Here is a 25,122-nt window from a genome sequence, read left to right as displayed (position 1 = left end):
TTTAAGTCGTCAGGTTTAATGGCTCTGTGCCATCTGTCCGAGCCGATGCAGCGTCTACCTGCTTGGCCAGTTCTGTTCCAGCAAACTGAAAACCTTTGACGTTGGCAAAGATCGGATCCTTGAGCTCCTGCAGCTCGTGATGCGGGAACGCGGTTTTCAGTGCTTTGCGATAGAAGAAGGCGCCACCGCCGACCAAAATAATATTTTTGATGTCGGCAGCGTCGCCTACGTAGTGCAGCATCTCGGCGACAGCCTGCTCCGGGATTTTCTGCGCGAGCGGCAGGTGTTGGGCGATGTCGTACTCTTTTTGAAAGATGACCGGTTTCTTTCCCGTCCGCAGCGCCAAATCGATTGCGTCGTATTCCCGGTAATGAGAGCCGGTGGCGCGGCTAATTCCTTCGATGATCGAGTGGAGCACGTCAAACATGCCACGCGGTACCGAGTGGCTGCGCTTGTCAATTTGTTGCATACCTTGCGTCACGAGCCAGTCAAACGTCCGCCGACCTGGATCGATGATCAGATTGCGCTCCTTGCGCATCTGTGCAAGGCGCCCATGGGTCAGCCCGCAGTACATCAAGGCTCCGGATGGCTGCGCAATTGCTTTGACGCGCGCGATCGTGATCTTTCTGCCTTCCGCCAGGGTGTGTTCACCGGTCACGCGGCGTTCCAACGCCGCCACCTGCTTCTTGAGCTTATAGGTGGCCACGGGTAGGCCAAGTACCAGGAGATCGATCCGGTCCAGACGCATGTAGTGCAGCGCACCCAGTAGCAAAGCCAGATATTCGGGCGTTGCACTGTAGCTGTCGTGCTGCAGCACATTGGCATTGAAGATGTCGGAAGCCAGGTGAGCGTCTGGCCCGACCTCATAGTTCAAATCGTCGACCGGGACGCAGACGGTACGGCGTTTTGTTCCCCAGGTTTCCTGCTCATAGATCGTTTCACATGGGTGGGCCTGCGAGGGAAACATCGCGCAGCGCACCTCACCGGCGCTGACCGTTGCAATGAATTTGGTATTTCCTCGGCCAATGTCCACGGCCCGCACGATGGGTTCCACTTCGTCCTCCTGACTGCTGCAAGTGATCAACAGTAATAGTGGGGCGGTACGTATTCCATGGGAAAAGCCCTGATTTTTTGCCAGAATTTGTAATGAGTGCCAATCCAGACGTGCTGGGGAACGACTGGAGTCGCGCTGCGGCGCGGCTATACTGGTGCATGTCGGCGTGAAATCGCATCGGATCTGCGCTGGAATTGCGCCGCATCGCGGACGTATTTTCGTCGCTCATCTGTGTATCTGGCTCAGTCCGTTCAGATGTTCAATACCATTTACAATCAGAGGAATGGCCACGCGGCATTCTTCATAGGGAGAAATCCTCGCCAGATGCGATTACCAAATAAATTCGACCTCAATCACAAATTTTCAGGGCCGAAAATCGGCTTGACATTCGAAAAAACTGATCATATTCTGTGACGACTGTCTGGACCCACTTCCAGGAACATCGCGTTCCGAATGTGGCGCTGGCAAGCGTGGTATGCCGTTGCAGTCGTTACCTGTCTATCGAAGCGAAGTTGATCGGCCGCGCCCTGCGGTCGAGTTGAGTGGTATGTCAGTGAAGAAGTAGGTCGGGCTGCCCCTCCGGGGGTAACTGCTCGCGCGTGATTTCTCGTCAAGAGACGCTTGTCAAATCGGAGAGGGCCTTGCGGCGCTCCGTCGCTAATTTACGATCCTGGTAGTGTCGATGTATCGCCTGCGGCCGCGAACCGCAGGAGAGTGATTTATCACCTATTCAATCTTCCTGCTGTACGAAGAGCCTATCGCGGTGCCTTGTTGTGACGTTGCCGAAGAAGCTTCGATCAACCTGGTTAGTGCGCAATCACGAAGCAGCCTGGTGGTAGGGCTGGTGGGATGACCGTGAGGGAAGAGGGGGCAAGGTCCTGGTTCAATTGAGAGTGGCCGGGGCACCTAAATGTCTTTGTGGCGCCAGCGCCGCACTGCTCGCGCACGACGCGGGGACTAACACAGAAGGAGAAATTCGCTGGTTTTTCGCATGAGCATTTTTAAGACACCGCGCCTTCGGGCAAATAGAAAATCCGCCATCGACGCTGAGATAGGGACAGCGCGTTGGAATGTCTAGAGTACATCTCCCTCGTCGGCGCAGCAGGCCAGGCACCGATGCTACTTGATGGCCACACCGGGGCATGCGCGCCAGACAGTGCAGCATGCCAAGTCGACAATCCTTGAGTATCAGGAGGGAGAAGTCATGACCCACAACACACAATGGAGGGGGCAGCTCGATGCGTTGCTGGACGCGTTCAATGAGCGGCATGCCAATTTAGGGAAGGGGATTTCGCATAGCACCAGGGAGGCGCGCAGCCAGGGTTTGTACCGTATTTTCGCTTTGCTGCGCAAATTGGGTTTTAAGCCCATACCGGAGAACCTGGCGGAACGGCACGTGCGCGCGTTGATGGCGTACTGGACGGCGCAGCCGTTACCGGCAGATGTGCTACTTGATATGCCGATGACCATACCGCGCCGTGCATACCCCTGCAGCGCGGCCTACATTCAGCAGCAAATGAGCTTTATCCGGGTCTTCGCCAGCTGGATCGGCAAGCCGGGCCTGGTGCGCAATGCCGAGAGCTATGTGACCGATCCGGCTCTAGTACGCCGCTCCTACGGGGCGCTGATCGACAAGGGGTGGGAGAGCCATGGTCTCGCCGTCGATGAGGTCATTGCCGCCGTCGATGCGGTTGACAGCCACGTGGGAGGGCAGCTGGCGATGATGATCGCGTTTGGCCTGCGCCGCAAGGAAGCCGTCATGTTCTGTCCGCGCGCCGCCGAAGTACCGGCGTATGCCTTGCCGGCCCAACATCCTCGATCCGATCACTATATTAGCTTTTTGCGCATCAAGCGCGGGACGAAGGGCGGCCGGCTGCGCTACGCGGCAGTGCGTACAGCCCAGCAACGGCAAGCGCTGGCGCGTGCACGCTGTCTCGCCCGGCAGGATTGGGGGCATATCGGCCATCCTGGACTGTCCTTGAAACAGTCGCTGGACCTGTTTTCGAATGTGGTGCGTTCAGTAGGGCTGACCAAGAATGACCTGGGCGTCACGCCACACGGCTTGCGGCACCAGTTCGCCGGTGATCTGTACTTTGATATCACGCAGGTGCAGCCGCCTGTGCGGGGCGGCGAACTGTTAATCGATCGTGAGGTGATGGCGGATGCTTATCGGCAGGTGGCCGAACAGCTGGGGCACCATCGGCCGCAGATCAGCAATGCATATCTGGGTTCGCCGGCGGGCCGGCGCAGTGATGACGTCGATTTAATGGGAGCAGCATCATGAAACGAGGACATTGGCAGCGTTGGTCGTCAGGGAATCCGCGTGCGCGATGGGTCAAGCGCGCCGTGGCCAGTGGTGATGGAAGAGCGCGAATCGAAGAGGGAAAAGCTGGGGGCTCGGGCGCGCCGCGTCCGCCGCGCGAACGCTATGAAACCGTTCTGGCCAGTTCGCGCGGTGTGAGTGGCATGCTGGTTCGTTGTGCGTCGCAGTTGCTCAATGCTGTGCGGCTGCGCCGGCTCACTGAACATCGCCGGCGTATCGCGCAGTCGCGCGCGGTGCTGCGGGCCGTGCGGCAGTTCACGGGGGAGGGATACGCGGCACGGTGCCTGGCTTATCTGCGCAGTGTGGATCCTCTGGTGTTCGAAGAGGTGGTGCTCTCGGCTCTGGAAGACGCCGGGCTATTTGTATTGCGCAACCAGCGGTACTCCGGGGATGGCGGGATTGACGGCAGGGTGTGGCTGCCTGGGCAGGGCTGGTATGCTGTGCAGTCGAAGCGCTATGGTGGCCATGTGAATCACCACCACGTCGCGGCCTTTGGCGAGGCCATTTGCCATCACGGTTTTGGGGCGGGACTATTTCTGCATACCGGACGCAGTGGCGCTGCCGTGTATCCGCATCTGACCAAAAGCAAAGTAGTGCTGGTCAGCGGCGCTAGTCTCGTAAAACTGGTGCTGGGCAGGCGCGCGGAGGACGTCGTATGGAACTGAATGCGGGGGACCAGCAGTTGTTGCGAGCATGCCGGACAGCCGGATCCACTTACACGGTGATCGAGAAAAGCGGATGCAAGGGGATCGAAGTGGCCGATGCCCGCCTCGCGGCGCAAGCTTATTATGATGCGCCGGTGGAGGGGCGGCCATTTGTTATATGCAATTTTAGTCACACATCATGCGTGATTGCTGATACGCGGCGCGTCTCGCGATGTGGCCGCCTGGAAAAGCATGTGATCGTGACTTGTGACGATGGGGGAAAATTCATGCGCTGTTTTAATCAGTTGGTTCATGAGCGTTACAAGAGACTGGGAGCGACGCATGACGATCTATTTCCGCAAGGACATTGAATTCACAGTACCGGTCGATGGTGCCAGCAGCGATACGCACATGAATGTTGAACGGTTAATTTTTTATGTTCTTTTATGAAAAAGGCGACCATGAAATAACCCATACCAAGCTAAAATTGGCCAGCTAGGTTGATTTCATGCTCAATGATGCGCAGGCTGAATTTGTGTGTAAGGGGAGGGCTTAGCCTGGTGCATTCGATTTTCATGAATACGGTCGGCCAAAGCAAGGACACGATGATGCAGGGATTAGAGATCGTCGGCCGCAATGGCATCTAAGTAGCCCCTTGGCAATCTACGCATTCCGCTCAAAAAGACAGGCGCCTTTGTCGTTCGTCTTCCTGCCCCACCGCTAGAAGAAAAACCCTTGAAGTATCGATTTTTCTTTCGGCTTTATGACACCGGTACCGTCGCGTCAATCCAGGTCGTCGTCCAGCAGAAAAAAATCTCGTGCGGATTTGCCGACATATTGCGACATGGCGTAGCCAGCCGAGCTGGCCAGGACGACACCTACCCCGAACGGAATGGCCTTGAGCGTGGCCGATTTGGTGAAGGTGATGCCGACCTTGCTAAACAGTTGCTTGATGAAGACCAACGCGGTACCTTTCAGATACTGGTCGACCATTTTGACGCCAGCCCGCGACGCAATCTTTGTCCCACCTGCCACACCTGCTTTCTCAAGACTTCCGCACAAGGCGATGATGAACGACATGTGCTTGGCATCTTCGTTGGCCAGGTTGTCCTTCAGCGCCATCGCAAGGCACATCGTCATATCAATCTGAAACTTCATGCTCAAGGAAACGTCTGCGAGTCCGCCACCCACCATGCTGATCGCTGTGCCGACACCTGGTATGACACCAGCAAGTGAGGTAGCCCCGCCCGATGTCGCTGCCAGTTTCGCGTAACGCTTGATGATTTTGTTGGCGACCAGCTTTTTGATCTTGTCGTCGCTGGCGTCAGCATGTTTGGCCCGCGCCTGGATTTCGTACTGGCACACGATTGCGCGTGCATCCTCGGGCGTGATGGCAATCGTCTCGACGACTTTCATGATGGTCGAACCCGCCGCTTTGCTGTCGTTTTCTGCCTTGCCTTGTGCCATACATTGTTCCGTTTCTATCGTGATTATTGGGCCATCGTTACCACCGCGCCACCTGACGCAGCGGCTGGTCGACTATGGCGCTGGTTTCAGGGAAAGGTGGATATCCAGAGCATGCAGGAACAGCCGTTCCGATGTCAGGTGTGGCGTGAGCAGGCGGTCCCGGAGCCAGTCGTATTGCATCACGTGGTCACGGAAGCGATCGCCACTGATGACATAAGAGTGAGGATCGAGGTCAACGGTTGCCAGGATGCTTTCGTCGGCCTTTTCGCCCGGCGCTGCAATGTGGACATCATCTGTCCATCGTGCAAAACGCCGGCGCAGTTCTGCCGGTGTCTTGCGCAACAAATTGGGCGCACCATGGTCGAAGTACACAATCACTTTTTTGTCCTTGGCGACCAGTTCCGGCACCAAAGCGTCGAGGGCCGATAGTCCGAACAGGCTCCTCTCGCCGTTCGACTTGTTTGCATACAGAAGATTGCTGCCATCGATGACCAGCGTTTGCACGTTCATGCTGTGCCGGCGCGCCACCAGTTCGAGGCGCTCCTTTACCTTCGCCTTCGTCGCGCGCACGCCCTTCAATTTTCTCTCACGCATCGCGGCAGCAGCACGTGGCTTTGCGTTGCCAAGCAACCGGTCGCATTGCTCGTGAATGACACGGCGTGCCCTGCCATCGCTTTCCCTGCTCAGGGCTTGGTCAAATGCGTTGGCCTGACCGATCTGATGAATCAGACTAGTTTCTTCCTGATCGAGCTGATACAACTGCGCCAGCATCGGCGCCAGATCCGCTGCCACCTTCTGCTCCTTGACTGTCAAATCCGCGATCACGCCCGTCAAATGCGCCTGCTCTGCCGGAATCAGCGCGAGCTTGGCCTGCGCCTGCAATGGATCGAAGGACCGGTAGCGCACCAGTTCCCGCTCTTGCTCCCGTATTTTCTGGACAGTGCTTTCCTGCACTAATGCGAGACGGTCTGCGGTTGCCACGAGCTGACCCCGCTGGTTCACCGCCTCATCATGCATGCGCACCGCGACTTTTCGCTCAGTTGACAACAGGTGCCAGATCGACGGAATGGCTTGCTTGAGCTGCGTGATGTTCAGGTCGTGTTCGCTCAGCGCCGTACGCGATGCCTGCAGCGAGATGCCGACACCAGTCAGTACTCGTTTGTCGCGCTGCAGGCTAGCGTGTAACGCGTCGGGGGAGGCGGCCTCGTACCAGGCAAGCGTAGAGTGCGCGTAATCGTATTCGGTCGCATTGCGTGCGAATTGCGCGCTGGCTGCCGCCAGGGGCATCGTGAATGGGTTGTAATTAGAATGTTCCATGATGTTTTTGATTCAGTTGACCGCTGATCAGCGGCTGGCTCCTACGTTGATATTGCCTTGCACGTCGCTGGCTGCACGCTGCGCCTTGCGGCGAACATACAGGCCATACACTTGGCCGGAGATGACAACGATGGCGCCTGCCGCAAAGGCAATCGCATGCGCTGCCAGGTGATCGAGTGGTGAATTGAGTTGGTTCGACATGTCTTTTCCAGGTCAGGTGAATGAAAGGGGAGCGTTAGTTGACGGCGCCGGTAGGCTGACCGCATGCGCTACAGAATTTCGCGTTTGATGCCAGCGTCGCACCGCAGCGGTTACATGCGTGGCCCAGTGCCAGTGGTTTGTTGCGCATGTATGCCAGTTGGATCACGCATGGCACCGTCACACGGTATGCGGGACTGGCCAGATCATAGACCGTCCACATGCCGGCAATAGCCCACCCGAGCGGCCCGAGTACGGCGGCCACGCCTCGTCCGGTCGCGCCGGATGCGCTAAAGATCAGGCCCCGGCCAAGCAGGGCCTTGACGGAAGCATCGGCAACCATGGCGCCCAGCTGATAGCGCAGAGCAGCGGAGGCGAGAATCGCGGCGGTCATTCCGGCCAGGCCGGCAGCGCCCATCGGCATCCCGGATTGACCAAAGTCTTTCAGTACGTCTTCGCGCTCCGCAGCCGACATTTTTTCCATCGACTGCACCAGCAAGCGGGTGAGGATGGCGGTTTCGATCCGGCCGCAATCATCCGTCTTGCGGAATTCCGCCTTGAGGTGTTCCGCGACATCGCACAGCACCTCCTTGTAGCTCACGCCCGCTCCGCCGCGGAACAGATTCATGAGGGAATTGCCGCCAAATCGCTGCAGTTCCTCAGCGATGTAAGCGCGCGACGCCTGCGGAAAGTCGTTTTTGGTACGGGCTTGGTGCAGGACGTTGCAGACCTCGCTCGACAGGGAAATGCGGCCCGTGCCCTTGTCTGTAATGTAGTCGGCCAGAATGCCCAGGTCGTCGTTGGCGGCGTCGGACAATAACTGGTTCAGGTCGGGATCGGTAATTAGTGGCATGGCAACTCCTCGGTCAAGTAATATTGTTCAGGTAACGGGATTTGTCGTTGTTTGCATACGCTGCGGCCAGAAGCGTCAGGGGCTTTAGCATGTCGGCATCCGACCCGGCGGCTTGCACCAGGGCCGCGGTGACGAGCGTGGCGCGGCGAAACGCCTCGTTTTGTCGTTCAAGCCGGGCTACTTCGGGGCTGTCGTCTGCATCGGCAAACTTGGGAACCGGCAGTGGATAGACATCGGCGTCGCGCAGGATCTGCAGCGCGGCCTGCGGACCACGCAGCCCATTGCCAAAGTCTCGTTTCGCGGCGGCATGATGCATGTCCCCCGTCGCCATGTTGGAAAACGTGCTCAGCAACGTGCGCCATTCACGTGGGCCCATCAGCAGAAAAGCCACAGGAATGTGCAGTTCATTTGCCAGGCGGCACAGCGTACGTAGGTCGGGGTTGGCATCGCCATCGGCGCATGCCTTCAGAAGATCGTTCAGCGTGCTGCGGGCGATGCCAGTAGCGCGCTGCACGGCGACCTGCTTGAGGCGTGTGGGATTGCCATCCTCGTTCTCCGGGCCGGCGACCTTAAGTGCGTTGATGAGATTTGTTAGCAATACCTGACTGACATTGCGCTCGGGTAGATAAGTCGTTTGCATATTGCTCTTTTCCAATAAGATGAACGCAGCTTATCGATTGAGAAACACCTATTCAAGATGTTTTGTAGCGTAGTCACTACGATATGGGAAGAACTGTAGTTCCTGCGCTACGTTTTTAGGTGGTCGTGGGTATTCTATGTATCGCTATGCAGAGAGTCGAAAAAAAGATGTGGCTCGAGGTGCCGAAACACTGGAACTGGCAGCATTCCTAGTGCAAAAATACGGTTATGGTTCTGCTGATAGAGCAAGCCTCGCGGCCAATCTTCTTGAGTGCCCAAAACCGGACCTGATGAGGGATTTGGACCAGCTAGCTACGAGCATTGACCCCGATTGGCGGACCCATCAACAAAGACGCTTTGATGCAAGGCCTGCAGCACTCGCTTTGTCTGGAAAATGAGTAGGTGCATATTAGCCAGCTAAAATTCGGTGAACTTGCCGCTTTCGCTTGCTTGAAGATTTCACCGTTTTGTACAAAATGTGAATGCTTTCTGTGAGAATCGCTCTCACATTGCTCCTGCTCCATCCATCGCGGATGTCTGGCAGGATCTTGCCACTCACGTGGCAAGCGTTGCGGTCGTCACCCGTCATTTACCTGTCGAGTAAGACTTCGACACGTTGCTTCGGCAACCGATCTTTGCCTGGCATTTGTCAGGCTGATGTGCGCAAGCAAAGGATCGTTTGCGCCATGGAAGTACAGTTCACTCGTTACTTCTCAGATTAGGCCCCTGTTCTTAGGAATGGCGGGCCTTTTTTCGCTTGACTATCGGTATTGGACGATAGCCATGCATATCTTCTCGTGTGTGGGGCATCGCGGTCCCCATACGGGGCCATGGTGCCTTCTTTTTTTGGAGAGCTATCATGTCCCAACGACAATTTCTACAGGATCAGCCATACCCGCTTTGCATTTTACTCGGCGGCACCGGGTTACGTGAGGTGAACGGGGACGTGCATGTCGTGTGTGCACTGCTGCGGGCAGGCTCAGGCGACCCTCGGATATCGCATACTTCAGCGTACGCGCAGATGCCATATCAGTGTCATCCTGGCAGTGTGTTCCCGTACCTGCGGTCAGGCATCGGATCGTTGTTTACCTGTGTTGTTCACACCGCGACGAAGCTCTGGTTGCGGCGAACCCAGCTGATGCGGCACCTTGCCCGGAGTGACTTACACTCCAGACAAGGCACTTGCTGAGGAGACCATCATGGGAACCAGGGTATTCGGAAGGAGTGTCGAGCCTGGCGGAATGGAACTCGACAATGAGCGCTTTGAAGCGGAGTGCCCGGCATGTTTGCATGAGCGGGCCAGGTATCACAGCTGGGAAAGCGCCGAGTCTGGCACGATCAATCAGCACTGGAGCATTGATTGCCCCGCATGCGGTTATTCGTTGCCAGATGAGGGAGAGTGCTAAAAAGATTGTCTCGTTTGCTTGTTAAAGGGCGCGGGACGTGTGTAGACGAGGGAGCACTAGCATCCGATAGGATGCCGGCGTTCCCTTTTGTTTTTGCGGAGGACATCATGCATCACGAAGCAGAGGCGAGGGCAGGGACGCGACGGCGCTCCTTGGTCGACATTGAGGAGGAGCGGGTTTGGGCGAGTCTTTATCGGCGCGCGGCAGACCCAGTGATTGCCGCCGAGTTGGTGGCGCATCTGGAAAAAAACGGTGAAATGCGATTGCAGCATAGTGGTCTGTATTTGCGTTGTAAACATGTGTTGCGAAGGGAAAAAGCGCGTCAGGCACGCCTGCGCAAGATTGGCGCCGGGATCCGTTGGGCAATCCATATGGTGATCGGCGTCCCGATCGGTTTGACGAGCAGGTTGTTCAGGTCGATGGGAACAGTTCTGTTGGCCTGTTTGCCGGAACGCGAGGATCAGGCAGCCGCTCAGTTGGGTAGGTTGGCATCTGGGGATGCCGACCCGTTCGCGGCCTGCGAGGAAGTGTCACCGTCAGGGATTGCTCGCCCATTGCGTGAAACCGTTGCAACTGACGCCGGGCAACAGGCCGGTATGAGCGCATCTCGTCGTCCGACAGAGCGCGCTGGCGGCAGGGCGCGTTGATTCACGATCGAGTCTGGCATAGCGGCCGCTGGTCGCGCTGCAAAGATTCAGGATCGTGAGCCTTCTGCCTGAGAACCGCATCATGCCTGGACGCACTAGGAGCCAGCTGGTGATCGGTGAAGTATTGTGCCGGCCGATGTGCGGCATGAGGCGACCGTTTCGTCGATGAGCTTATGCAACAACCTCGTCTCGTCGGCACGACCCCGCAAATGCTGTTTGCATTGTTCGATGTAAGCGTCGAGATCGGTGAGCCTTTTGATACCCACCGGTTCAAAACCAGTGACGTAGCGCAAGCGTTCCACGTCTCTCGCCGTCAGTCGGATATGTACGCCAAGTTGCAGCATGTTGTTGCCAATCGTGGCCCTCATCAGATCCTGGATTCGGCATAGAAGGCTTTCTATGCCGATACCGTTGCTCAGGATAGGCATGGATTGAGCAGATTTCAAGTCGCCAGCATACGCCAAGCTGGCATCGTCCAGGTTCCCTGCCGTGTGCTGGCATCGCTTGCCCAGGACATTTCAATTCCCTCAAGCATGGAGGACATCATGAAACATCATTATTTACTCTGGAAGAGGAGTGGGAGTCCATACACCAGCGCGGCTGGAGAAGTTGACCCGCTCATTGAACAATTAGAGGCACTGCCTCCAGGGGCGCGCGTGGTCACTCGGGACGGCGCGCAGTTTATTCGAACAAACAGGACGTGCATTTGCTTTTGCGACCTGACGACAGGACACCTGTGTTCAGCAAAGGATCTTTGCTATGGACACGGTGGTTCTACGGAAGACGGCGCAGGGCATTTGCACTGAGGAGTATTGTCATGAACGAAGTCATCAACATAACAATTAGTTTGATTTATCACGAGTATTGCCGCGCGCTTGACATCCGTTACGATGAACGGCGTCGACACGACCTAATGAGCGTGATGTTATATCGCGCTGAGGAGATGGGGTATGACGACTACAAGCGGGGCAATGAGCAGGTGCCGCGCTTGTTTAACCAGGAGATCGGATTGCGGGATGCCTGGCTGATGGGGTTTGCGCAAGCGGCTATCAGCGACAGTGTTGAACAGTTAAGGGCGTTGCAACGTAAGCGCCATCAGAAGTCAGCCGAAGCGGTAGAACCTCACGGAGGCGATGATGGACGATGCTAACGAGGTTCATGGTCTTGCTGTCGTCCGGCAATACATGGAGGCGACCGAGAGGTGGCGTCCGGACAGCGATGAGTTGGTGCATCTGGAAGCATTTCGGGCAGCGCTGCACTTAGGCTACGAAGACTACTTCGACGAAAGGGAGGAAATGCCGCTGGTGTTTCTATTCAATGAGTCGCTGCAGGAACTGTGGCTGGAAGGTATTCGCCTCGCCAAGACGGCAGCCGAAATGCGCTTATGCCGTGCGCATGGTGGATGGAAATGTGATTGTGCCAACACAGTAGGTGGTATCTGTTGGAGATATCACCTGCGTCAATGGAGGAGGAACGAGCGACAAAGCAGGGTGGCCACCTTGTTCCATGGATTGCAAATGCGCCTTAAGTGATCATGTTGTCAATTACTTATCGCTACAGTTGGGGATTCTTTTGTACAACGTACGTGTAGCGTTGGCAATGCACAGACGTACTGGGAATGGTGGGTAGGCTGCTCACCATTCCTGATCGTCCAAGCCAATCGCTTCAATCATGACGGAGTGGCTATAGGTTATTGTATCCTGTCGCGGACAAGTGCCGATTTAAGTGCATTATTGATAGCAATTCTGAAGAACTGAAAAAGCTTTTATAAAACAAAAGATTTACAATTAGGATATACCGTTTATCGTGTCCAGACATAGAAACATGTGACAAAATCGCGTAAGAGAAGCGAAAATCCTTTACTAATAAAATAGCACAAAGACAACCTTCATGAATTTATCTGCTGGGCAAGAGGCCAACGTTCATCGAACCTTCCGCGATATCTCGCAAGAGGATATGTCGGATATTTATCTTCCATCAATGTTGTCCAGAAAAAATGGACTGAGTGGCTTTGGGTGGGACACCGTTTTGAAGTCTAAACGTGTGCTTATAATTTCAGAGGCCGGTGCTGGCAAGACTTATGAGTGTCGCTCTCAGCAGCAAGCGTTATGGCAACTGGGAGTGCCTGCCTTTTATATCGAGCTTGCACAACTAGCAACTGATAATTTACGCGAGATACTGTCAACCCCCGAAGAGGACCGTCTGGATGCATGGCTTGCATCACAGTCAGACGTTGCGGTTTTTTTTCTTGACTCGATTGATGAACTTAAGCTAACTCTTGGGTCATTCGAAACGGCCTTAAAACGATTAAGCAAGACTATTTCTGGACAACTCGGCCGCGTCAAGATTGTCATCACCACACGCCCAATCTCAATTGAACAGGAGCTAATTCAGAAGCATTTACCTGTACCTGAATTGATTGAGTTATCGTATGACGCGGATGAATTTGCGAAAATTGCATCAGGGCAGACGAGACCGAAAGCGAATCGAGAGATACTGGAGCCTGTCCCTGCGTGGCGTAATGTAGCACTGATGGCGCTGACTGATGACCAGATTAAAGAAATGGCGGTAAGCCTAGGTATTAAAGATGCAGACGTCTTATTGGCTGATATTAATTTGCGCCATGCACAGGAATTTGCTGGCCGACCGCAGGATCTCCTTGAGCTTTGCTCAGATTGGCGCGCGCATCACCGTATACGTACTCATCGTGAGCAAGTAATAAATAATATTAAGGTCAAGCTTAAGCCTCGTCACAACGGCCCAGAGCCGGCACAGTTGTCACCTGAGAAATCGTTTGAGGGAGTAAGCAGGCTTGCTCTTGCGGCTGTTCTTACCCGTAAACTCACTATCCGCTTAAGTGTAAACGCGGACAACTGTAATCCGCCTGGAACGGCCCTTGACTCGGCGGACATACTGAGTGATTGGACACCAGAGGAGCGCACAACCCTGCTCCAGCGGCCACTGTTTGGATTCGCCAGCTATGGTCGCGTTAGATTTCACCATCGCTCTGTATTCGAATTCCTTGCCGCTGAGCGCCTCAATGATCGATTAAACTTCGGAATGCCGATTAAAGCGGTTAAGAGGATATTGTTTGTTGAAACCCCCGACGGAACTAGAGTCGTACGCCCGATTATGCGCCCGATCGCAGCTTGGTTAGCGGCATCCCAGTCGAGTATTTTTTTTGAGGTTCGTGATTGTGAACCGGAAATACTGTTAGACCATGCTGACCCGGAATCTCTTTCGCGCCCACAATGTATCGACGCGTTGAAATCATATGTGCATCATTATGGTAAAGGTGGGTACCGTGGAATGCGAGTTCCAGAAGTTCAGGTACATCGCTTCGCTCGACATGATTTAGCATATTGCGTATCGGAATTGTGGCAAGTTGGTATCGAAAACCAAGAGGTTCGCGAACTATTTCTTGCACTAATTGGCACAGCCCCGATGCCCACATGCGCAGATATCGCTCATAAAGTGGTGTTTGATAGCAATGCCGAATCCGATGAACGTTTTCAAGCTGTCGCTGCGATGGTAGGCTTAAATGATGATCGGATTGATGTACTTACACAATCAATAGTAGATACACCGACACTCTGGCCGGATCGGCTCATACGAGGAATAGTTCTTCAATTATTTCCTCATCATATTAGCCCAGAACGGTTTTGTGAAATAATGGGGCAGATCCAAGATACGAAGAGCATCAATGGTGATCTTAGTTGGATGCTACCGCTAACGGTCGAAAAATTCAATTTTTCATCTGGATATTTAGAAAAATTGCGAATTGGCATAACAGATCTAATTACTGACGGACTCAGATGGGAAAAGGAATGGCCACATTTTTCTAGCAAACGGCCCCACCTTCTTTCGGCACTCGCTGCGATCTGCTTAAGGCAGATGGAATCCAGTGGGATGAATGCCGAACTCCTTCGGTCTTCGGTTGTCGTATTGCGCCTCCAGTCTGATGATCGTTTCTCCAACGAAGCAATCAAAAAATTGAGATTGGCACTAGCAGAATTACCTAGTGCGATCCGTGAGGATATTTTTTGGATCGATGATGCATTCACCGAAAGTTTACACCCCGAGTGGGACATGGCGCGGAGCATTGTCGAGACAGTGTTTTATGGGGTGCTTGAACTTAATTATTCGCAAGATGGAAGTTGGGTTCGCCGTATTCTTGTTGATCCCCTACGACCTCTACGGGAGCGAAGGATTATGGTTGAATTATCCATGCGTCGCGTTTTGGACCTCAATGGTGATGCGGAAACATATATCGAAAGCCTCAAGCATGATGTGGCTGATAGGCCAGAACTTGTCGAGTTGATCGATCTTTTCCTCGAGCGCCCCCAAGTTGATGCAGAGAATCTCAAGGTTGAAGCGAGACTTAAGCGGAGACGTGAGATTGGTAGTTTACGTGCAGAGAGGAATCATGCAGATTGGGTTGCGTTCTGGCGCGAGGTTGCCGAGCACCCAGAGATTGCGTTTAGTCTCGACCGAAAGGGGAGTACGGCGTGGAACCTGTGGCAGGCAATGCAACAGTCTGGAGAAGAAAGTCGCTCATCAGGTTGGAATCGCCGGTTTATCGAGCAGTATTTTGATAAGGAAGTAGCAGACAGATTGCGAAAAAGTATGCTTACTATATGGCGCAATGATCGTCCTACGCTTCGCATTGAACAGGCGATCGAGGAGCGTGGAACGATACTTATTAGATGGCAGCTTGGATTGGCAGCAATTGCAGCGGAGGCGGAAGAGCCTTTATGGGCTAGTAAACTATCTACGGCGGAGGCAAAGCTGGCCGCACGTTATGTACCTTTGGAGTCGAGTGGATTTCCTGCATGGCTTGAAGCATTGGTAAACGAACACCCGGACGCCGTCGAAGAGACACTCGGCCCGTTATTGACAGCCGAACTGGACGAAGTGATTGCAAAGGATTCATACGGACGTGTACTGGAAAATATAAGTTATTCTCCACCCACCGTCATACGACTCTTTATACCGCGTTTGCGGGCCTGGTTTGAAAGATGGAGGGGCGGAGACTGCTTTGCAGAGAGTCCATTGGCTGCGGCAGAACAGTTGAGGCGTGTGCTTGAGATCCTTATAGAACATGATAATCAATATACTAAGGAAAAAATTCGAATTTTGGCTGAAGGAGAGGTCGCTAATGGGAACAATGGACCGTTCACACAAGTCTGGTTGACAACATTAATGAAAGTAGCTCCAGCGGTTGGAGTCGGCGTACTAGAGCGTCTGCTGATGGAAATTGAGCCATCAATAAATGGTCCTGCGGTGAAATATTTCGGATCCATGTTTGGTAATCGCAGCGGTAACTTGCTCGTTGACTTAAGAAACACTGGATTTACTCCAACCTTGCTCTTGAGCTTGGTTCGACTCGCTTACCAACATGTACGCCCTTCCGACGACGTTTCCCACGAAGGAACATATTCGGTAGACATCCGTGACGAGGCGGAGTCTGGCCGTAATGCGTTGCTTACGGCTATTATTGACGCCAAGGGTACTGAGGCTTGGGCTGTCAAATTAAGAATGCTGGAGGATCCCCTATTTGCGCATTTCCGCGATAGGCTTGCTTTGCTTGCTCGAGAAAAGGCTGCTGAAGAAGCAGATTGTATCGCATATACTGAGTCAGTCGTTGTAACACTCGACCGCTATGGAGAAGCTCCGCCCATGACTCGAGATGATATGTTCTCACTTCTCGTTGACCGGCTAGACGATCTTGATGATTTACTTCTACAGGATGTTTCTCCGCGCGCTGGTTGGGCTGTACTTGACAGTGAACGGGTAATGCGTCAGATGCTCGCCCTGCAGTTACGCAACGCTTCTAATCAAATTTACTCTGTTGATCAAGAGGCTGTTACCGCAGACGAAAAAGAGACGGATATTCGATTACGCGTTGCGCTTTCAGGTCAGCAAGGTACGATTGAGCTGAAGCTCGGGGAGCGATGGACTGGAAGACAACTGCGTGACACAATTAAAAATCAACTTGTCACCAAATATATGAGTGCTGAAAGTTGCCGTGCTGGCTGTCTTCTAGTAACGGTAGCGAAAAAGCATTCCTGGAAGCATCCAGAAACTCGCGAAAATCTTGATATAGACGGATTACGAATAATGCTTAATGTCGAGGCAGTCAGGCTAGTTAGCGAAATGGGGGGGAGCATACGAGTTGCGATCAAAGTGCTTGACCTGAGGCCTCGTCTTTCCTCTGAAGTCAATAGTAAATTCAAATCATAGGCGGAAGCAATTGTATGCCAAGATAATGATATGAGGGGAGTAGAGAATTTCGGAGTTGATGCTGTAAATCTATCGAGTTCATATGGGGAGTGCATTCCATTTGGAATGAAGGTACAGTTTTGTGTTAAATCGGCCTAGGATTGTCTTGAATTCATCCAAATGAATAAGGGTGTCAGTATTGCGTAACGAGAAAAATCCTACGTGTATGATGTCAGTTGAGATTGATCGTGGCGTCCGCCATTGCGGCCAACTCGGGCGTGTGTGAAATAAAAAACTCTTGTTGATAGTTACCCAGTTGCATGACTTGGCGCTTCATCGCAAGGAACATGCGTTTATGCTCAGCGTCAAATGCCCCATCCGCTTCGTCCGAGAAGAGGGTTTCGCTGCGCCGGTTGTTTGACTGGGCTAGATACAAGGCCATGGCGCGCGTGAGGCATTCGTTGATCCAGACGCGCTCGCCTCCACTCATCTTAGAAACACTTTTCGCGAAGCCGGTATTGGCATCATGCACAATAATGTCAAACCCTTCCCTGGATTGGCCTTGGCCCGACTCCAGCAGCGTGCGAATGGATACCGTAAAGCGCGCCCCATAGCACGCCATCAATAGATCGTTGGTGAGCATCGACAGGGCGGGGCCCGCGTCGTCAATGGCCAATGCGATGATGCCATCGTTCCCCAGGCATGTGGCGAACAAAGACCATATTGCTGTCTGCTCTTCAATATGGGCGATGCGGGCATCCAGGGCGGCTAGCGTTTGACGTTGACCCAGTCGCTGGCGTTGAAGTTCAGTCAGGCGGTGCTGTCGCCCGATCGCTTCGTTTAGTTGTGTTTCATATTCTGCGAGCTTGTCCGTGAAGTGAGCGATTTCCTGATCGGCCTGCGCGAGACGAACCGGATCGAACGGCAAAGGCAGAGCGGAGAGTTGCTGTTCAATATGCTCGCGTTCCAAGCGAATATCCTGCGCGATCTGAGCGCGCTCACCTGCAATGGCTGCCAGTTCCTTGTCGATGCGTGCTTTTTCCTGTTTTTCGGTATCTGTTTCATGGTCGACGGCCTGCGCGAGCAGGTGAATCCTGCGGATGACATCGTCGATGCTGTCCCGTGCCTGCTCGATCTCGCTGGCGCGCGCAGCGACTTGCTGATTGGTTGCGCGTCTTTCTCGAGTACGATCCAGGCGGCGCAGTGCCCGCGCCAAGCGCTCTGCCGTGTCCGGCATTGCGGCGATTTGCGCGTCCAGCTGTGACAGCACCTCGGTTTGCTGGCGCTGGGCGTGTTCCAGGCGGCGCAGCGATTGTTCGTGCTGGGGAATGATGGGACGGGCTGAGCGGGCGTGTTCGAGTAGCTGGCATTGTCCCTGGAGTGCGGTCCCCGCGCAGGGAACGAGGGAGGTGAGCGAGAGGCGCTGGTGCAGTGCTCGGATTTGACATACCGTCTCACCGATTTCCCGGTTGAATCCATCGATCTTTTGCAGGGCTACAGCACGCTGGGACGTTGCCTCCGTATGCCGATCATGCAGCTGACGGCAGATTGCGGCATGATTGCTGCGGTATTCCTGCAGGCGTGTCAGGATCGGTAGCCGCTCAACGGCGCGGGTCACGCGTCGGTGATCGGCGTCGAGCAACCGCAGGTTCGCATGCCGGCTGACTGCAGTTAGATATTCCTGCGCATGCTCGTGCCGCCGCTGCACGATCTGGTGGATTATGGCCTGGCCTAGCGCGATGAGGTCATGTTCTCGCTCGTCGATTTGCTGTTTGCGTGTCAGTAGGCGATCGCGCAGGTGCTGCAGTGTTTGGTTGAGCTGCTGGCGCTGGTTCGCGTAGGTTGCGGAGACGGTTTGTTCGGCCTTGAGGGTGGCCAAGGTGTTTTTTTTCGCATCCAGCGTTGCCAGTGCTGCCTGCCTGCCGCGTTGTAAGGTCTCCAGCGCGCTGTCGGGCATGCTCAATTGTCGCGATATCTCGTGATTGTCATCGATCTGTCGCTGTAGCAGCCGCCGTTCCTGCTGCCATCCGGATAGCCCGCAGCGCAACAGTTTCGCCGTCTCCGCAGCCTGTAGCCCCTTGGCACGCACGCGCTCGAGTCCGAGCAGGTCACTCAATAGCACTTTGATTTCCGCATTGCGGTAATGGGCCAGCTGGCGCCTGTTCTGCGCCGAGAATGCCGTGGTAAAAAAAGTGGCGGCCGGGCCGACGATGTCCTCGACGCAGCGTTGGTAGGATTCCATCCGGCCATCGGAGAGGCTGCCGTCTGGGAGTTGCACGGGTTGCCATGTGCCATCGCAGAGCTGATGCAGGTAGGCCTCGCTCCTGCGCTTACCGTTGAGCCGAATGATGATCTGGGTGCGGTATTGCCGTCCCGCCATTTCCCACAGGAGTTCCTTGCGGTTGACCGGCAAGTACACCTCATCGTAGTAGGAAAAGCTGCCAAGGCCGTCAGCCCCTGCCTTGGACGGCATGGTCGCAAAGGGCGTCATATTGTCTAACACGGTGGTTTTGCCGCGTCCATTCGGGCCGACGATGGCCACCAGCTGGGCGCCGGCTGTGAGGCGCTCGAAATCAAGCGTCAATGTTTCTCTGTTCATCCCATCGCGAATGCCGATGAAACCCGTCAAGGTGAGGGAAAGAGGGCGCATGGTGATCTCTCCTGGTCAAAGTGTCTTTCGGTCTTTAGTATGAAGCGGAGCACGCACACCTCAAGGCTGCACAGCCCCGTTTTCCGAAGCATGGCACCCGCTTGTCCAAGCGTCGCCAGCTACTGTTTCTGTTGACAGCGCAGCCATAGCAATGTCGGCGGGTGAATGGATAGCTAGCTGGGCAAGGCACGCCAATAAGGGCGCTGCTGGCGTATCGACCTGCTGCGCCCACGCATGCACTTGCTCTTCAAGTTGATGACAGCGTGCCATTCCCTCCGCTCTGGCACGGGTGATCGGAATCACACGACCTTCGAGCTTGATGCCTGCCGCGCCACGAAACAGTGCCGTGATCGCTTCGCGGTCGATGGTGGCGCGCTCCTCTTCAAGGCACTGCCAGCGGATGCGCACCCAGGCACCTTCGATGGCGTGGCTAGCGACGTATTGGTGCAGTGCATGCATATCCAGCGCTCCGGCAAACGCCAGCTCCAGCGTGCGGCGAGCCGGCGTCGCGACGAGTTCGCAACCAGCGCTGTCCGCGGTGACGTCCCACATCAGGAAACCCTTATTGCCTTGTTCGCCGTAATGCAAGCGTCCAATCGAGCCGGGGTAGGCGATCACCTGTCCGTTGTGGTCCCATGCCTGATGCAGGTGAATATGCCCCAGCATGAACGCATTGGCCTGTGCCTGAAACAGCGCCCCTGCGGTAAATTCATGGTCCATTCCCGCCATCGGCACCCCATGTTCTGTCATGCAGCCAATCACGGTACCGTGGGAGAGCGCGATGGTGGGAATACCCCGCTGGCGCGCCAGCAGATTGCCAGGCGCGTAGCCGGCCAGGAGGTCAGCCAGATAGTGCCCCATGGCTTGTCCCGCTTGTTCCACACCGACACTGGCGGCCACATTCGCCTTGTTCATGGTCGGAATGCACGAGCAGAGAAGGGCGCAGTCCGCGTCGCGCCAGTCGTTGGCATCGAAACGGCAGTGAGCTGAGGCGCTCCATTCACGTCGGCTATTCAGAATGACTTGCTGCAGATGATTGGCCACGTGAATGGGATACCGTCCCCCTAGCAGGGAAAACAGATCCAGCGTACCGGGTGGTTCGTGGGAAAACGTCCCTTGCAGCATCAGGACCGGGCAATGGTCGGCCAGACGCCGGATCTGGCGCGCAAGCGCCATCAACGCCGGCGAATGAGCGTCCAGGGCATGATCGGTGGTGTCGCCCGTAATGACGGCGACCTCTGCCTGTCTTGCGATCGCCTGGTCTACGGCATAGGTGAAGCACGTATCGACCTCGGGCAAGGTCGATACTGCATAGTGCAAATCGGAAAAATGCGCGATGCGCATGACTATTCTCCCTTGGCTGGCGCTGTTGGCGCGCGCGGCCGGGATGACGGCGTGTCCGACGCGCGCAGGCGGGCGTTAACCTTTTCACAGAAGCCTTCCGGATCATTCTGATAGCGTTCCAGTTCCGCCAGCACGCGTTGACGGCCGTTCGGATTGCGCCGCCAGCCGGCTCCCCACTGGCGGTCTGCAAACAGGCCAAACCGATCCTGCTCGACACCATAGGCCGCTGCCAGGTCAAACAGGGTGCGGATTGCTTCCTCTTCGCCGCAGTGGTTGGCCTGCTGAGGTGGTGCCCATGCCGTGGCGTCAGTGGCCGCTTTCTGCTGCATGGATGCTTCACTCTGTGCCGGTTGCTCCAGTGGCACCTCAAGTGCCTCATCGGGGCGGAGCTGCAATGAGGCAATGTCTTGTTGTTCCTTTTGCCCCTGCAGGATATGGGCGGCCTGATCGGCCAGGTGTAAAGCGCTTTCATCGTCATGCTGGATCAGGAGGGAAGAGACATCGATGGGTGCTTCCAGTTCGATGATCCAGTGTGCGCTGCGCACGGATTGCCCGGTTTTGGGATCGATATGGGAGACGTCGCGCAGCTTCTTACTGAAAAAGAAGGGCGTGCGGTGCTGATCGAGGAAGCCGGCCAGGCGGCCACCGCGCATGAACGAGATGGTTTCAAAGCGCTCGATGGCGCGGCTCATGGCATAAAAACTGTTCGTGTGCAGGACAAAGGCATCAATCGAGGCAATGCCTGGAATATAGAAAATGAATTTTCCGGTCAGATTACATTGCCGGTTCTGAAATTCCGGGCAGTTTTCTGGATCGCAGACACCATTGTTTTCTGGCCGTAGTTGTACTGGGCGTCCACCGAAGGTGCGCACCACGCGTTGGCTGCGCTCATCAAAACGCACGGGGGCATACATTTTGCAGTAGCGCGTATGGCCATCTGACGCATACTCGCTCCAGTAGCGTTTGTCATTGCGTGCCCAGGCAGCCAGTTCATGTGGCATGACCAATTGCCAGGTGTCGGCCGGAAAAATGACCGGAAAACGATACAGCCGGATGACGCCGTCGCCGCGATCTTCGCCAAACGCCGCCAGAATCTGCGCTGCCAGGGCCGGATTGGGAAAGTCATTCGGACGTACGGTGAACCACGCCACATTTTTGGGCACCAGCGGTGCCTTGATGTCCGGGAAGGCCTCGGCAATCTTTTGTCCGATCTCCTCAAACGAACAGTTTGAGGCCAGCCCTTGCTCGTAGATCGCTTTCGCTTGCGGATTGCTCGCGGCCGCCTTGGTCAGCACCTTGATGCCGGCGCGGATCGTGCCGCCCGTGGGAATGCGGGCCGGCCGTTCTCCAAGGACCGTTGGCGGAGCGCCTTGCGGAAGTGAGCGGTTGACGATTTCCTTGTCCATGATGGTCTCCTTGATGTGAAAATGAGCGATAAACCATCCTCTCATTGACCATTCGCGAGTCAACCCCGAGATCCTTGTCCAGACACTTTGCTACGGGGCGAGCGAACCTAGGTAGTTCGAGCGATGGCAAGATGGGTCGTGTTCAAGTGCCGGAGGTGTCTGGATGGGGTGGCTTGCCGGGACTTGTCGTCAGCAGCCGCCGCACGGTACCGGTGCGTGTACCAAGATAAAATGCGATCTCGTCGTGTGTGCTGCCGTCGGCCCGCAACCGATGCGCCACTGAACGGCGCGCACCCAGCACACCCAGACCAGGCTGATTGGCGTAGCGAAAGATACGCTGCAGGACATCATGTAAACCCTTTTCGGCAGTGGCTTTTGCTGATGGCGAAGTAAACGACTCACCAGTCCGGCTGAGAAATAGGCTACTGTCGCCCTGAAGGCCTCGGTATTCTCTGCGATCGCTCACACCCCATCCAGCGGCCACGCGCCACGCAAGATACGCGTCAAGCCAGTACAAGACTGTTGCGTCGAGAAGCAGTGGGCGCCTTACGCCATTTGTGGCCGCACCAGCTGGCAGCCATACTGGAGAGCGGTGCTGGCCCGACGCATCGATGTAGTCCGCGATGGTTATCCTGGCGATCTCATTCGGACGTGCGCCGGTATGGATAAGCATGAGGAGAAGGGCGATATCGCGCTGTTTGCAGCGGCTATGCCGTGCCGTATGCAGCACCAGCTGGTCAATGTGTGCCCGGGTAATGATCGGAAGCGAGGCTGTGGCCGCATGTTTTGCCAGCGGCACGAAGTGTTCCAGCGCCTCCAGATAATCTTTTCCATGCGCGCGGATCACATGGGCAGTGGGCGCACTGTCCTCGTCGATGCCGACCACACCAACGATGGACTGCAGATCTCGCGCTAGATCGGTAACTGATTTGGACACCGTTGACTTCGTGACACGAAACCGCGCTGCGATCTGGTCATAGGTCTGCCCCTGAAGCATGGCCAGAAGCCAGGTCGATGCGAAGGAAGGGGATAGTGGTTCCATATTTCAGCCTTCGTGGCCACAGTGATTTTCACGATTGTTGCCGGGCCAGCTGCATGGCTCCAGTCGAAATGGGCCCTTTAAACAAGGTGTTTCGATGTTACAAGGAGAAAGAAGACGGCTAAAGCATGAACGAAATGTTTTAGAATGGCTTTACTTGGCATGCATGCTCAAGTCACCTACAGGTGTCATCCAAATTTGTACTACTTTCAAGGAGTTCGTATGGATATCTCATCATTATCACTGGCCGAGTTAAAAAAGCTCGAAGCGCAAGCAATTCAAGAAATCAAGGCCCGACAAAAAGGCGAGTTGGAAAAAGCCCGTGCAGAAATGCTGGCGATTGCCCAGCGGGTCGGTGTACCGCTGACACAATTGATCGCCGGGGGACCAAAAAATGTAGTGAAGGGGGAGAAGAAAGCGGTTGCTGCGCAGTATCGCAACCCTGACAATCACGAACAGCAATGGAGTGGTCGCGGGCGCCAACCTTTGTGGGTCAAGTCCTGGCTGGAGAGGCATCAATCGCTTGATGGATTACGTATATAACTTTAACTGCCTGGGCATTTCGGGGTCTTTCCAATCGGAGGCCAGTCTCATCAGCAGTTGGATATTGCGGATGTTCAACAGATAATTTCAGATTTTCTAAGACTTGACGCTCAGATACAGCCAAAAATATATGTAGCTTTGGAACGGGTTAATTTTGCGCTCAGTCGACGCCATTTGAGTGACCTAGTAATTGACCTTTGTATGGCGATCGAGTCTTTGGTAGGAGGAAAAAAGACGAATGACTTGACACAAGGTAACCTGCAATGACTACGAAATGCTGTTACCTCTAAGCAGGCAATATTGATATTAAATGAATGCGAAATTTATGCGGGAGGGTATCTTTCGAGGTTGTTTGAAAGGAGCTGGTAAATGTATTTTGGAGTTGGCGGTATTTTTTAGTGCTGACTTAATTTATATATGACTACTTTTTTGGAAGTTGGGAGTTGCATTGGGAACCAGTGATTTTATTGCTAGCATTGCTTTAGCCGTTTCCGCTTTGGGTTTGTTTGTCTCAATATTTAGTGTGCTTTACGCGAAACGTCAAAGTCAGTCTGCACACATAGACGCGCAAAACAGTTATCGAGCACAGCTGACCGAAGCGCATCGATACTACTATCAGAAGGTTTTGGACGTAGAGGAGAAGCATGCCGGTGAGTTGAGAGACCTCATGAGTTTGGCAAGCGACGCATTAAGCCAAGTGGTCGTTTTGGCTGATTCTTACGACCGAGAAGATGCATCACATCCCTATATGCGTCATTTACTTCATGAAGCTTCCGAGATGATATTTGTTGCTTTTAAAGGGCAAATGGGATGGCAGACAGGGTTGAACCTTCTGCACCGGGCTCAAGCCTTTAAGAGATTCGAAGTTGATCATGATCTAGCAAAAAGTGCGGACATTAGCACTGACTTTCGTAATGCAACTAGATTCGAATATTTTAAAGATCGCGATAAATGGCAGGAACAAGACTTACTTATTAATGGAAATTTTCATAGATTGGTGCATCTATTTTCTAGGCGCCTAAAAACAGAGTTTGCTACTGAGTTTTCTGGCAAGGTGGATAAAATAATTTATCCGGTACAGAAGAAACACGCGGGCATACGTGAGGCCATGCTGCAAAGTTCTGAGGAATTGGAACGCCTGCTGCGAGAGGGCGAAATGGCTCATTTTCCGTTGCATGAATCACCTCAGATATTTAATAGGTTATCCCATCGAAGGGCTACCCTAAACACGATTTCATACTTTACGGTCCATTCCGATAATGCCAATACTGATACACTAAAGTACCTCTACATTTGCTTTGTACTTCATGCATTTTCCGAATTTAGCAGTTGGGGGTGGGAACATCGTGATCTGCGGTGAATTCTTGCGC

20 protein-coding genes are annotated in these 25,122 nt (G+C 54.5%); 10 read left to right on the top strand and 10 right to left on the bottom strand.

Features of this window, described 5'->3' with window-relative positions:
* Position 1: 1 nt before the first annotated feature.
* Positions 2-1,054, bottom strand: coding sequence for a PRTRC system protein D (locus tag AC54AG_RS24670; protein WP_496631886.1), 1,053 nt, complete (start codon positions 1,052-1,054; stop codon positions 2-4).
* 1,204 nt (positions 1,055-2,258) lie between these two features.
* Between AC54AG_RS24670 and AC54AG_RS24665 the strand changes: the two genes are divergently transcribed.
* Genes AC54AG_RS24665 through AC54AG_RS24655 form a run of 3 tightly spaced genes read left to right on the top strand, consistent with a single transcriptional unit; the run spans position 2,259 to position 4,392 of the window.
* Positions 2,259-3,338: an integrase domain-containing protein gene (locus tag AC54AG_RS24665; RefSeq protein WP_496631884.1), complete on the top strand. Its 1,080-nt coding sequence runs from the start codon at positions 2,259-2,261 to the stop codon at positions 3,336-3,338.
* Positions 3,335-4,042: a restriction endonuclease gene (locus AC54AG_RS24660; RefSeq protein WP_496631882.1), complete on the top strand. Its 708-nt coding sequence runs from the start codon at positions 3,335-3,337 to the stop codon at positions 4,040-4,042. The genes AC54AG_RS24665 and AC54AG_RS24660 overlap by 4 nt, the downstream gene beginning before the upstream one ends.
* Complete coding sequence (locus tag AC54AG_RS24655; protein ID WP_496631880.1) at positions 4,033-4,392, top strand: hypothetical protein; 360 nt, start codon at positions 4,033-4,035, stop codon at positions 4,390-4,392. Before AC54AG_RS24660 ends, AC54AG_RS24655 begins: the two co-directional genes overlap by 10 nt.
* A 412-nt stretch (positions 4,393-4,804) precedes the next feature.
* Here the strand turns inward: AC54AG_RS24655 and AC54AG_RS24650 are convergent, their stop codons facing one another.
* From AC54AG_RS24650 to AC54AG_RS24630, 5 genes are all read right to left on the bottom strand, one after another.
* On the bottom strand, positions 4,805-5,488 hold the full coding sequence (locus AC54AG_RS24650; protein ID WP_456131215.1) for a hypothetical protein: 684 nt from the start codon (positions 5,486-5,488) through the stop codon (positions 4,805-4,807).
* Between the two features lie 72 nt (positions 5,489-5,560).
* Positions 5,561-6,805, bottom strand: coding sequence for a PIN domain-containing protein (locus tag AC54AG_RS24645; RefSeq protein ID WP_456131214.1), 1,245 nt, complete (start codon positions 6,803-6,805; stop codon positions 5,561-5,563).
* A gap of 27 nt (positions 6,806-6,832) precedes the next feature.
* Positions 6,833-7,006 carry a hypothetical protein gene (locus tag AC54AG_RS24640; protein WP_193316777.1) on the bottom strand — a complete coding sequence of 58 codons (174 nt, stop codon included), beginning with the start codon at positions 7,004-7,006 and terminating at the stop codon, positions 6,833-6,835.
* Between the two features lie 34 nt (positions 7,007-7,040).
* The gene (locus tag AC54AG_RS24635; RefSeq protein WP_152252951.1) at positions 7,041-7,856 is read right to left on the bottom strand and encodes a ubiquinol-cytochrome C chaperone family protein; all 816 of its coding nucleotides are present in this window, start codon (positions 7,854-7,856) and stop codon (positions 7,041-7,043) included.
* A gap of 13 nt (positions 7,857-7,869) precedes the next feature.
* Entirely contained in the window at positions 7,870-8,496 is a 627-nt protein-coding gene (locus AC54AG_RS24630) for a helix-turn-helix domain-containing protein (protein WP_456131213.1), read from the bottom strand.
* A 1,512-nt stretch (positions 8,497-10,008) separates the two neighbouring features.
* On the opposite strand from AC54AG_RS24630, the gene AC54AG_RS24625 reads away from it, so the two are divergent.
* From AC54AG_RS24625 to hyoA, 5 genes are all read left to right on the top strand, one after another.
* Positions 10,009-10,548 carry a hypothetical protein gene (locus AC54AG_RS24625; protein WP_496631876.1) on the top strand — a complete coding sequence of 180 codons (540 nt, stop codon included), beginning with the start codon at positions 10,009-10,011 and terminating at the stop codon, positions 10,546-10,548.
* Between the two features lie 173 nt (positions 10,549-10,721).
* Entirely contained in the window at positions 10,722-10,937 is a 216-nt protein-coding gene (locus AC54AG_RS24620; RefSeq protein ID WP_496631874.1) for a hypothetical protein, read from the top strand.
* Positions 10,938-11,365: 428 nt separating this feature from the next.
* Entirely contained in the window at positions 11,366-11,698 is a 333-nt protein-coding gene (locus tag AC54AG_RS24615; protein ID WP_485877350.1) for a hypothetical protein, read from the top strand.
* On the top strand, positions 11,685-12,080 hold the full coding sequence (locus AC54AG_RS24610) for a hypothetical protein (protein ID WP_496631872.1): 396 nt from the start codon (positions 11,685-11,687) through the stop codon (positions 12,078-12,080). Before AC54AG_RS24615 ends, AC54AG_RS24610 begins: the two co-directional genes overlap by 14 nt.
* Positions 12,081-12,438: 358 nt before the next feature.
* Complete coding sequence (hyoA, locus tag AC54AG_RS24605; RefSeq protein ID WP_496631870.1) at positions 12,439-16,791, top strand: NACHT domain-containing antiphage protein HyoA; 4,353 nt, start codon at positions 12,439-12,441, stop codon at positions 16,789-16,791.
* 211 nt (positions 16,792-17,002) lie between these two features.
* Here hyoA and AC54AG_RS24600 read toward each other — a convergent pair whose 3' ends face one another.
* From AC54AG_RS24600 to AC54AG_RS24585, 4 genes are all read right to left on the bottom strand, one after another.
* Entirely contained in the window at positions 17,003-19,420 is a 2,418-nt protein-coding gene (locus AC54AG_RS24600) for a DNA repair protein (RefSeq protein ID WP_496631868.1), read from the bottom strand.
* Between the two features lie 60 nt (positions 19,421-19,480).
* Complete coding sequence (locus tag AC54AG_RS24595) at positions 19,481-20,764, bottom strand: metallophosphoesterase family protein (RefSeq protein WP_496631866.1); 1,284 nt, start codon at positions 20,762-20,764, stop codon at positions 19,481-19,483.
* Between the two features lie 2 nt (positions 20,765-20,766).
* On the bottom strand, positions 20,767-22,170 hold the full coding sequence (locus AC54AG_RS24590; RefSeq protein ID WP_496631864.1) for a recombination directionality factor: 1,404 nt from the start codon (positions 22,168-22,170) through the stop codon (positions 20,767-20,769).
* 142 nt (positions 22,171-22,312) lie between these two features.
* On the bottom strand, positions 22,313-23,212 hold the full coding sequence (locus AC54AG_RS24585; protein ID WP_496631862.1) for a site-specific integrase: 900 nt from the start codon (positions 23,210-23,212) through the stop codon (positions 22,313-22,315).
* Positions 23,213-23,431: 219 nt separating this feature from the next.
* On the opposite strand from AC54AG_RS24585, the gene AC54AG_RS24580 reads away from it, so the two are divergent.
* Positions 23,432-23,752, top strand: a complete 321-nt coding sequence (locus AC54AG_RS24580) for an H-NS histone family protein (RefSeq protein ID WP_456131206.1) — start codon at positions 23,432-23,434, stop codon at positions 23,750-23,752.
* Between the two features lie 448 nt (positions 23,753-24,200).
* A complete protein-coding gene (locus AC54AG_RS24575; RefSeq protein WP_456131205.1) occupies positions 24,201-25,112 on the top strand; it encodes a hypothetical protein in 912 nt (303 codons plus the stop codon).
* The last annotated feature ends 10 nt before the right edge of the window (positions 25,113-25,122 follow it).

The sequence above is a fragment of the Janthinobacterium sp. BCJ23 genome (assembly GCF_059617945.1).
The sequence above is the reverse complement of the archived record's forward strand: the minus strand, read 5'-3'. Positions and strand labels throughout refer to the sequence as shown.

What these genes read in the sequence shown, in the direction of transcription:
- AC54AG_RS24665 (WP_496631884.1), top strand. Translation starts at nt 2,259, where the DNA reads ATGACCCACAACACACAATGGAGGGGGCAGCTCGATGCGTTGCTGGAC.
- AC54AG_RS24660 (WP_496631882.1), top strand. Translation starts at nt 3,335, where the DNA reads ATGAAACGAGGACATTGGCAGCGTTGGTCGTCAGGGAATCCGCGTGCG.
- AC54AG_RS24655 (WP_496631880.1), top strand. Translation starts at nt 4,033, where the DNA reads ATGGAACTGAATGCGGGGGACCAGCAGTTGTTGCGAGCATGCCGGACA.
- AC54AG_RS24650 (WP_456131215.1), bottom strand. Translation starts at nt 5,488, where the DNA reads ATGGCACAAGGCAAGGCAGAAAACGACAGCAAAGCGGCGGGTTCGACC.
- AC54AG_RS24645 (WP_456131214.1), bottom strand. Translation starts at nt 6,805, where the DNA reads ATGGAACATTCTAATTACAACCCATTCACGATGCCCCTGGCGGCAGCC.
- AC54AG_RS24640 (WP_193316777.1), bottom strand. Translation starts at nt 7,006, where the DNA reads ATGTCGAACCAACTCAATTCACCACTCGATCACCTGGCAGCGCATGCG.
- AC54AG_RS24635 (WP_152252951.1), bottom strand. Translation starts at nt 7,856, where the DNA reads ATGCCACTAATTACCGATCCCGACCTGAACCAGTTATTGTCCGACGCC.
- AC54AG_RS24630 (WP_456131213.1), bottom strand. Translation starts at nt 8,496, where the DNA reads ATGCAAACGACTTATCTACCCGAGCGCAATGTCAGTCAGGTATTGCTA.
- AC54AG_RS24625 (WP_496631876.1), top strand. Translation starts at nt 10,009, where the DNA reads ATGCATCACGAAGCAGAGGCGAGGGCAGGGACGCGACGGCGCTCCTTG.
- AC54AG_RS24620 (WP_496631874.1), top strand. Translation starts at nt 10,722, where the DNA reads ATGCAACAACCTCGTCTCGTCGGCACGACCCCGCAAATGCTGTTTGCA.
- AC54AG_RS24615 (WP_485877350.1), top strand. Translation starts at nt 11,366, where the DNA reads ATGAACGAAGTCATCAACATAACAATTAGTTTGATTTATCACGAGTAT.
- AC54AG_RS24610 (WP_496631872.1), top strand. Translation starts at nt 11,685, where the DNA reads ATGGACGATGCTAACGAGGTTCATGGTCTTGCTGTCGTCCGGCAATAC.
- hyoA (WP_496631870.1), top strand. Translation starts at nt 12,439, where the DNA reads ATGAATTTATCTGCTGGGCAAGAGGCCAACGTTCATCGAACCTTCCGC.
- AC54AG_RS24600 (WP_496631868.1), bottom strand. Translation starts at nt 19,420, where the DNA reads ATGCGCCCTCTTTCCCTCACCTTGACGGGTTTCATCGGCATTCGCGAT.
- AC54AG_RS24595 (WP_496631866.1), bottom strand. Translation starts at nt 20,764, where the DNA reads ATGCGCATCGCGCATTTTTCCGATTTGCACTATGCAGTATCGACCTTG.
- AC54AG_RS24590 (WP_496631864.1), bottom strand. Translation starts at nt 22,170, where the DNA reads ATGGACAAGGAAATCGTCAACCGCTCACTTCCGCAAGGCGCTCCGCCA.
- AC54AG_RS24585 (WP_496631862.1), bottom strand. Translation starts at nt 23,212, where the DNA reads ATGGAACCACTATCCCCTTCCTTCGCATCGACCTGGCTTCTGGCCATG.
- AC54AG_RS24580 (WP_456131206.1), top strand. Translation starts at nt 23,432, where the DNA reads ATGGATATCTCATCATTATCACTGGCCGAGTTAAAAAAGCTCGAAGCG.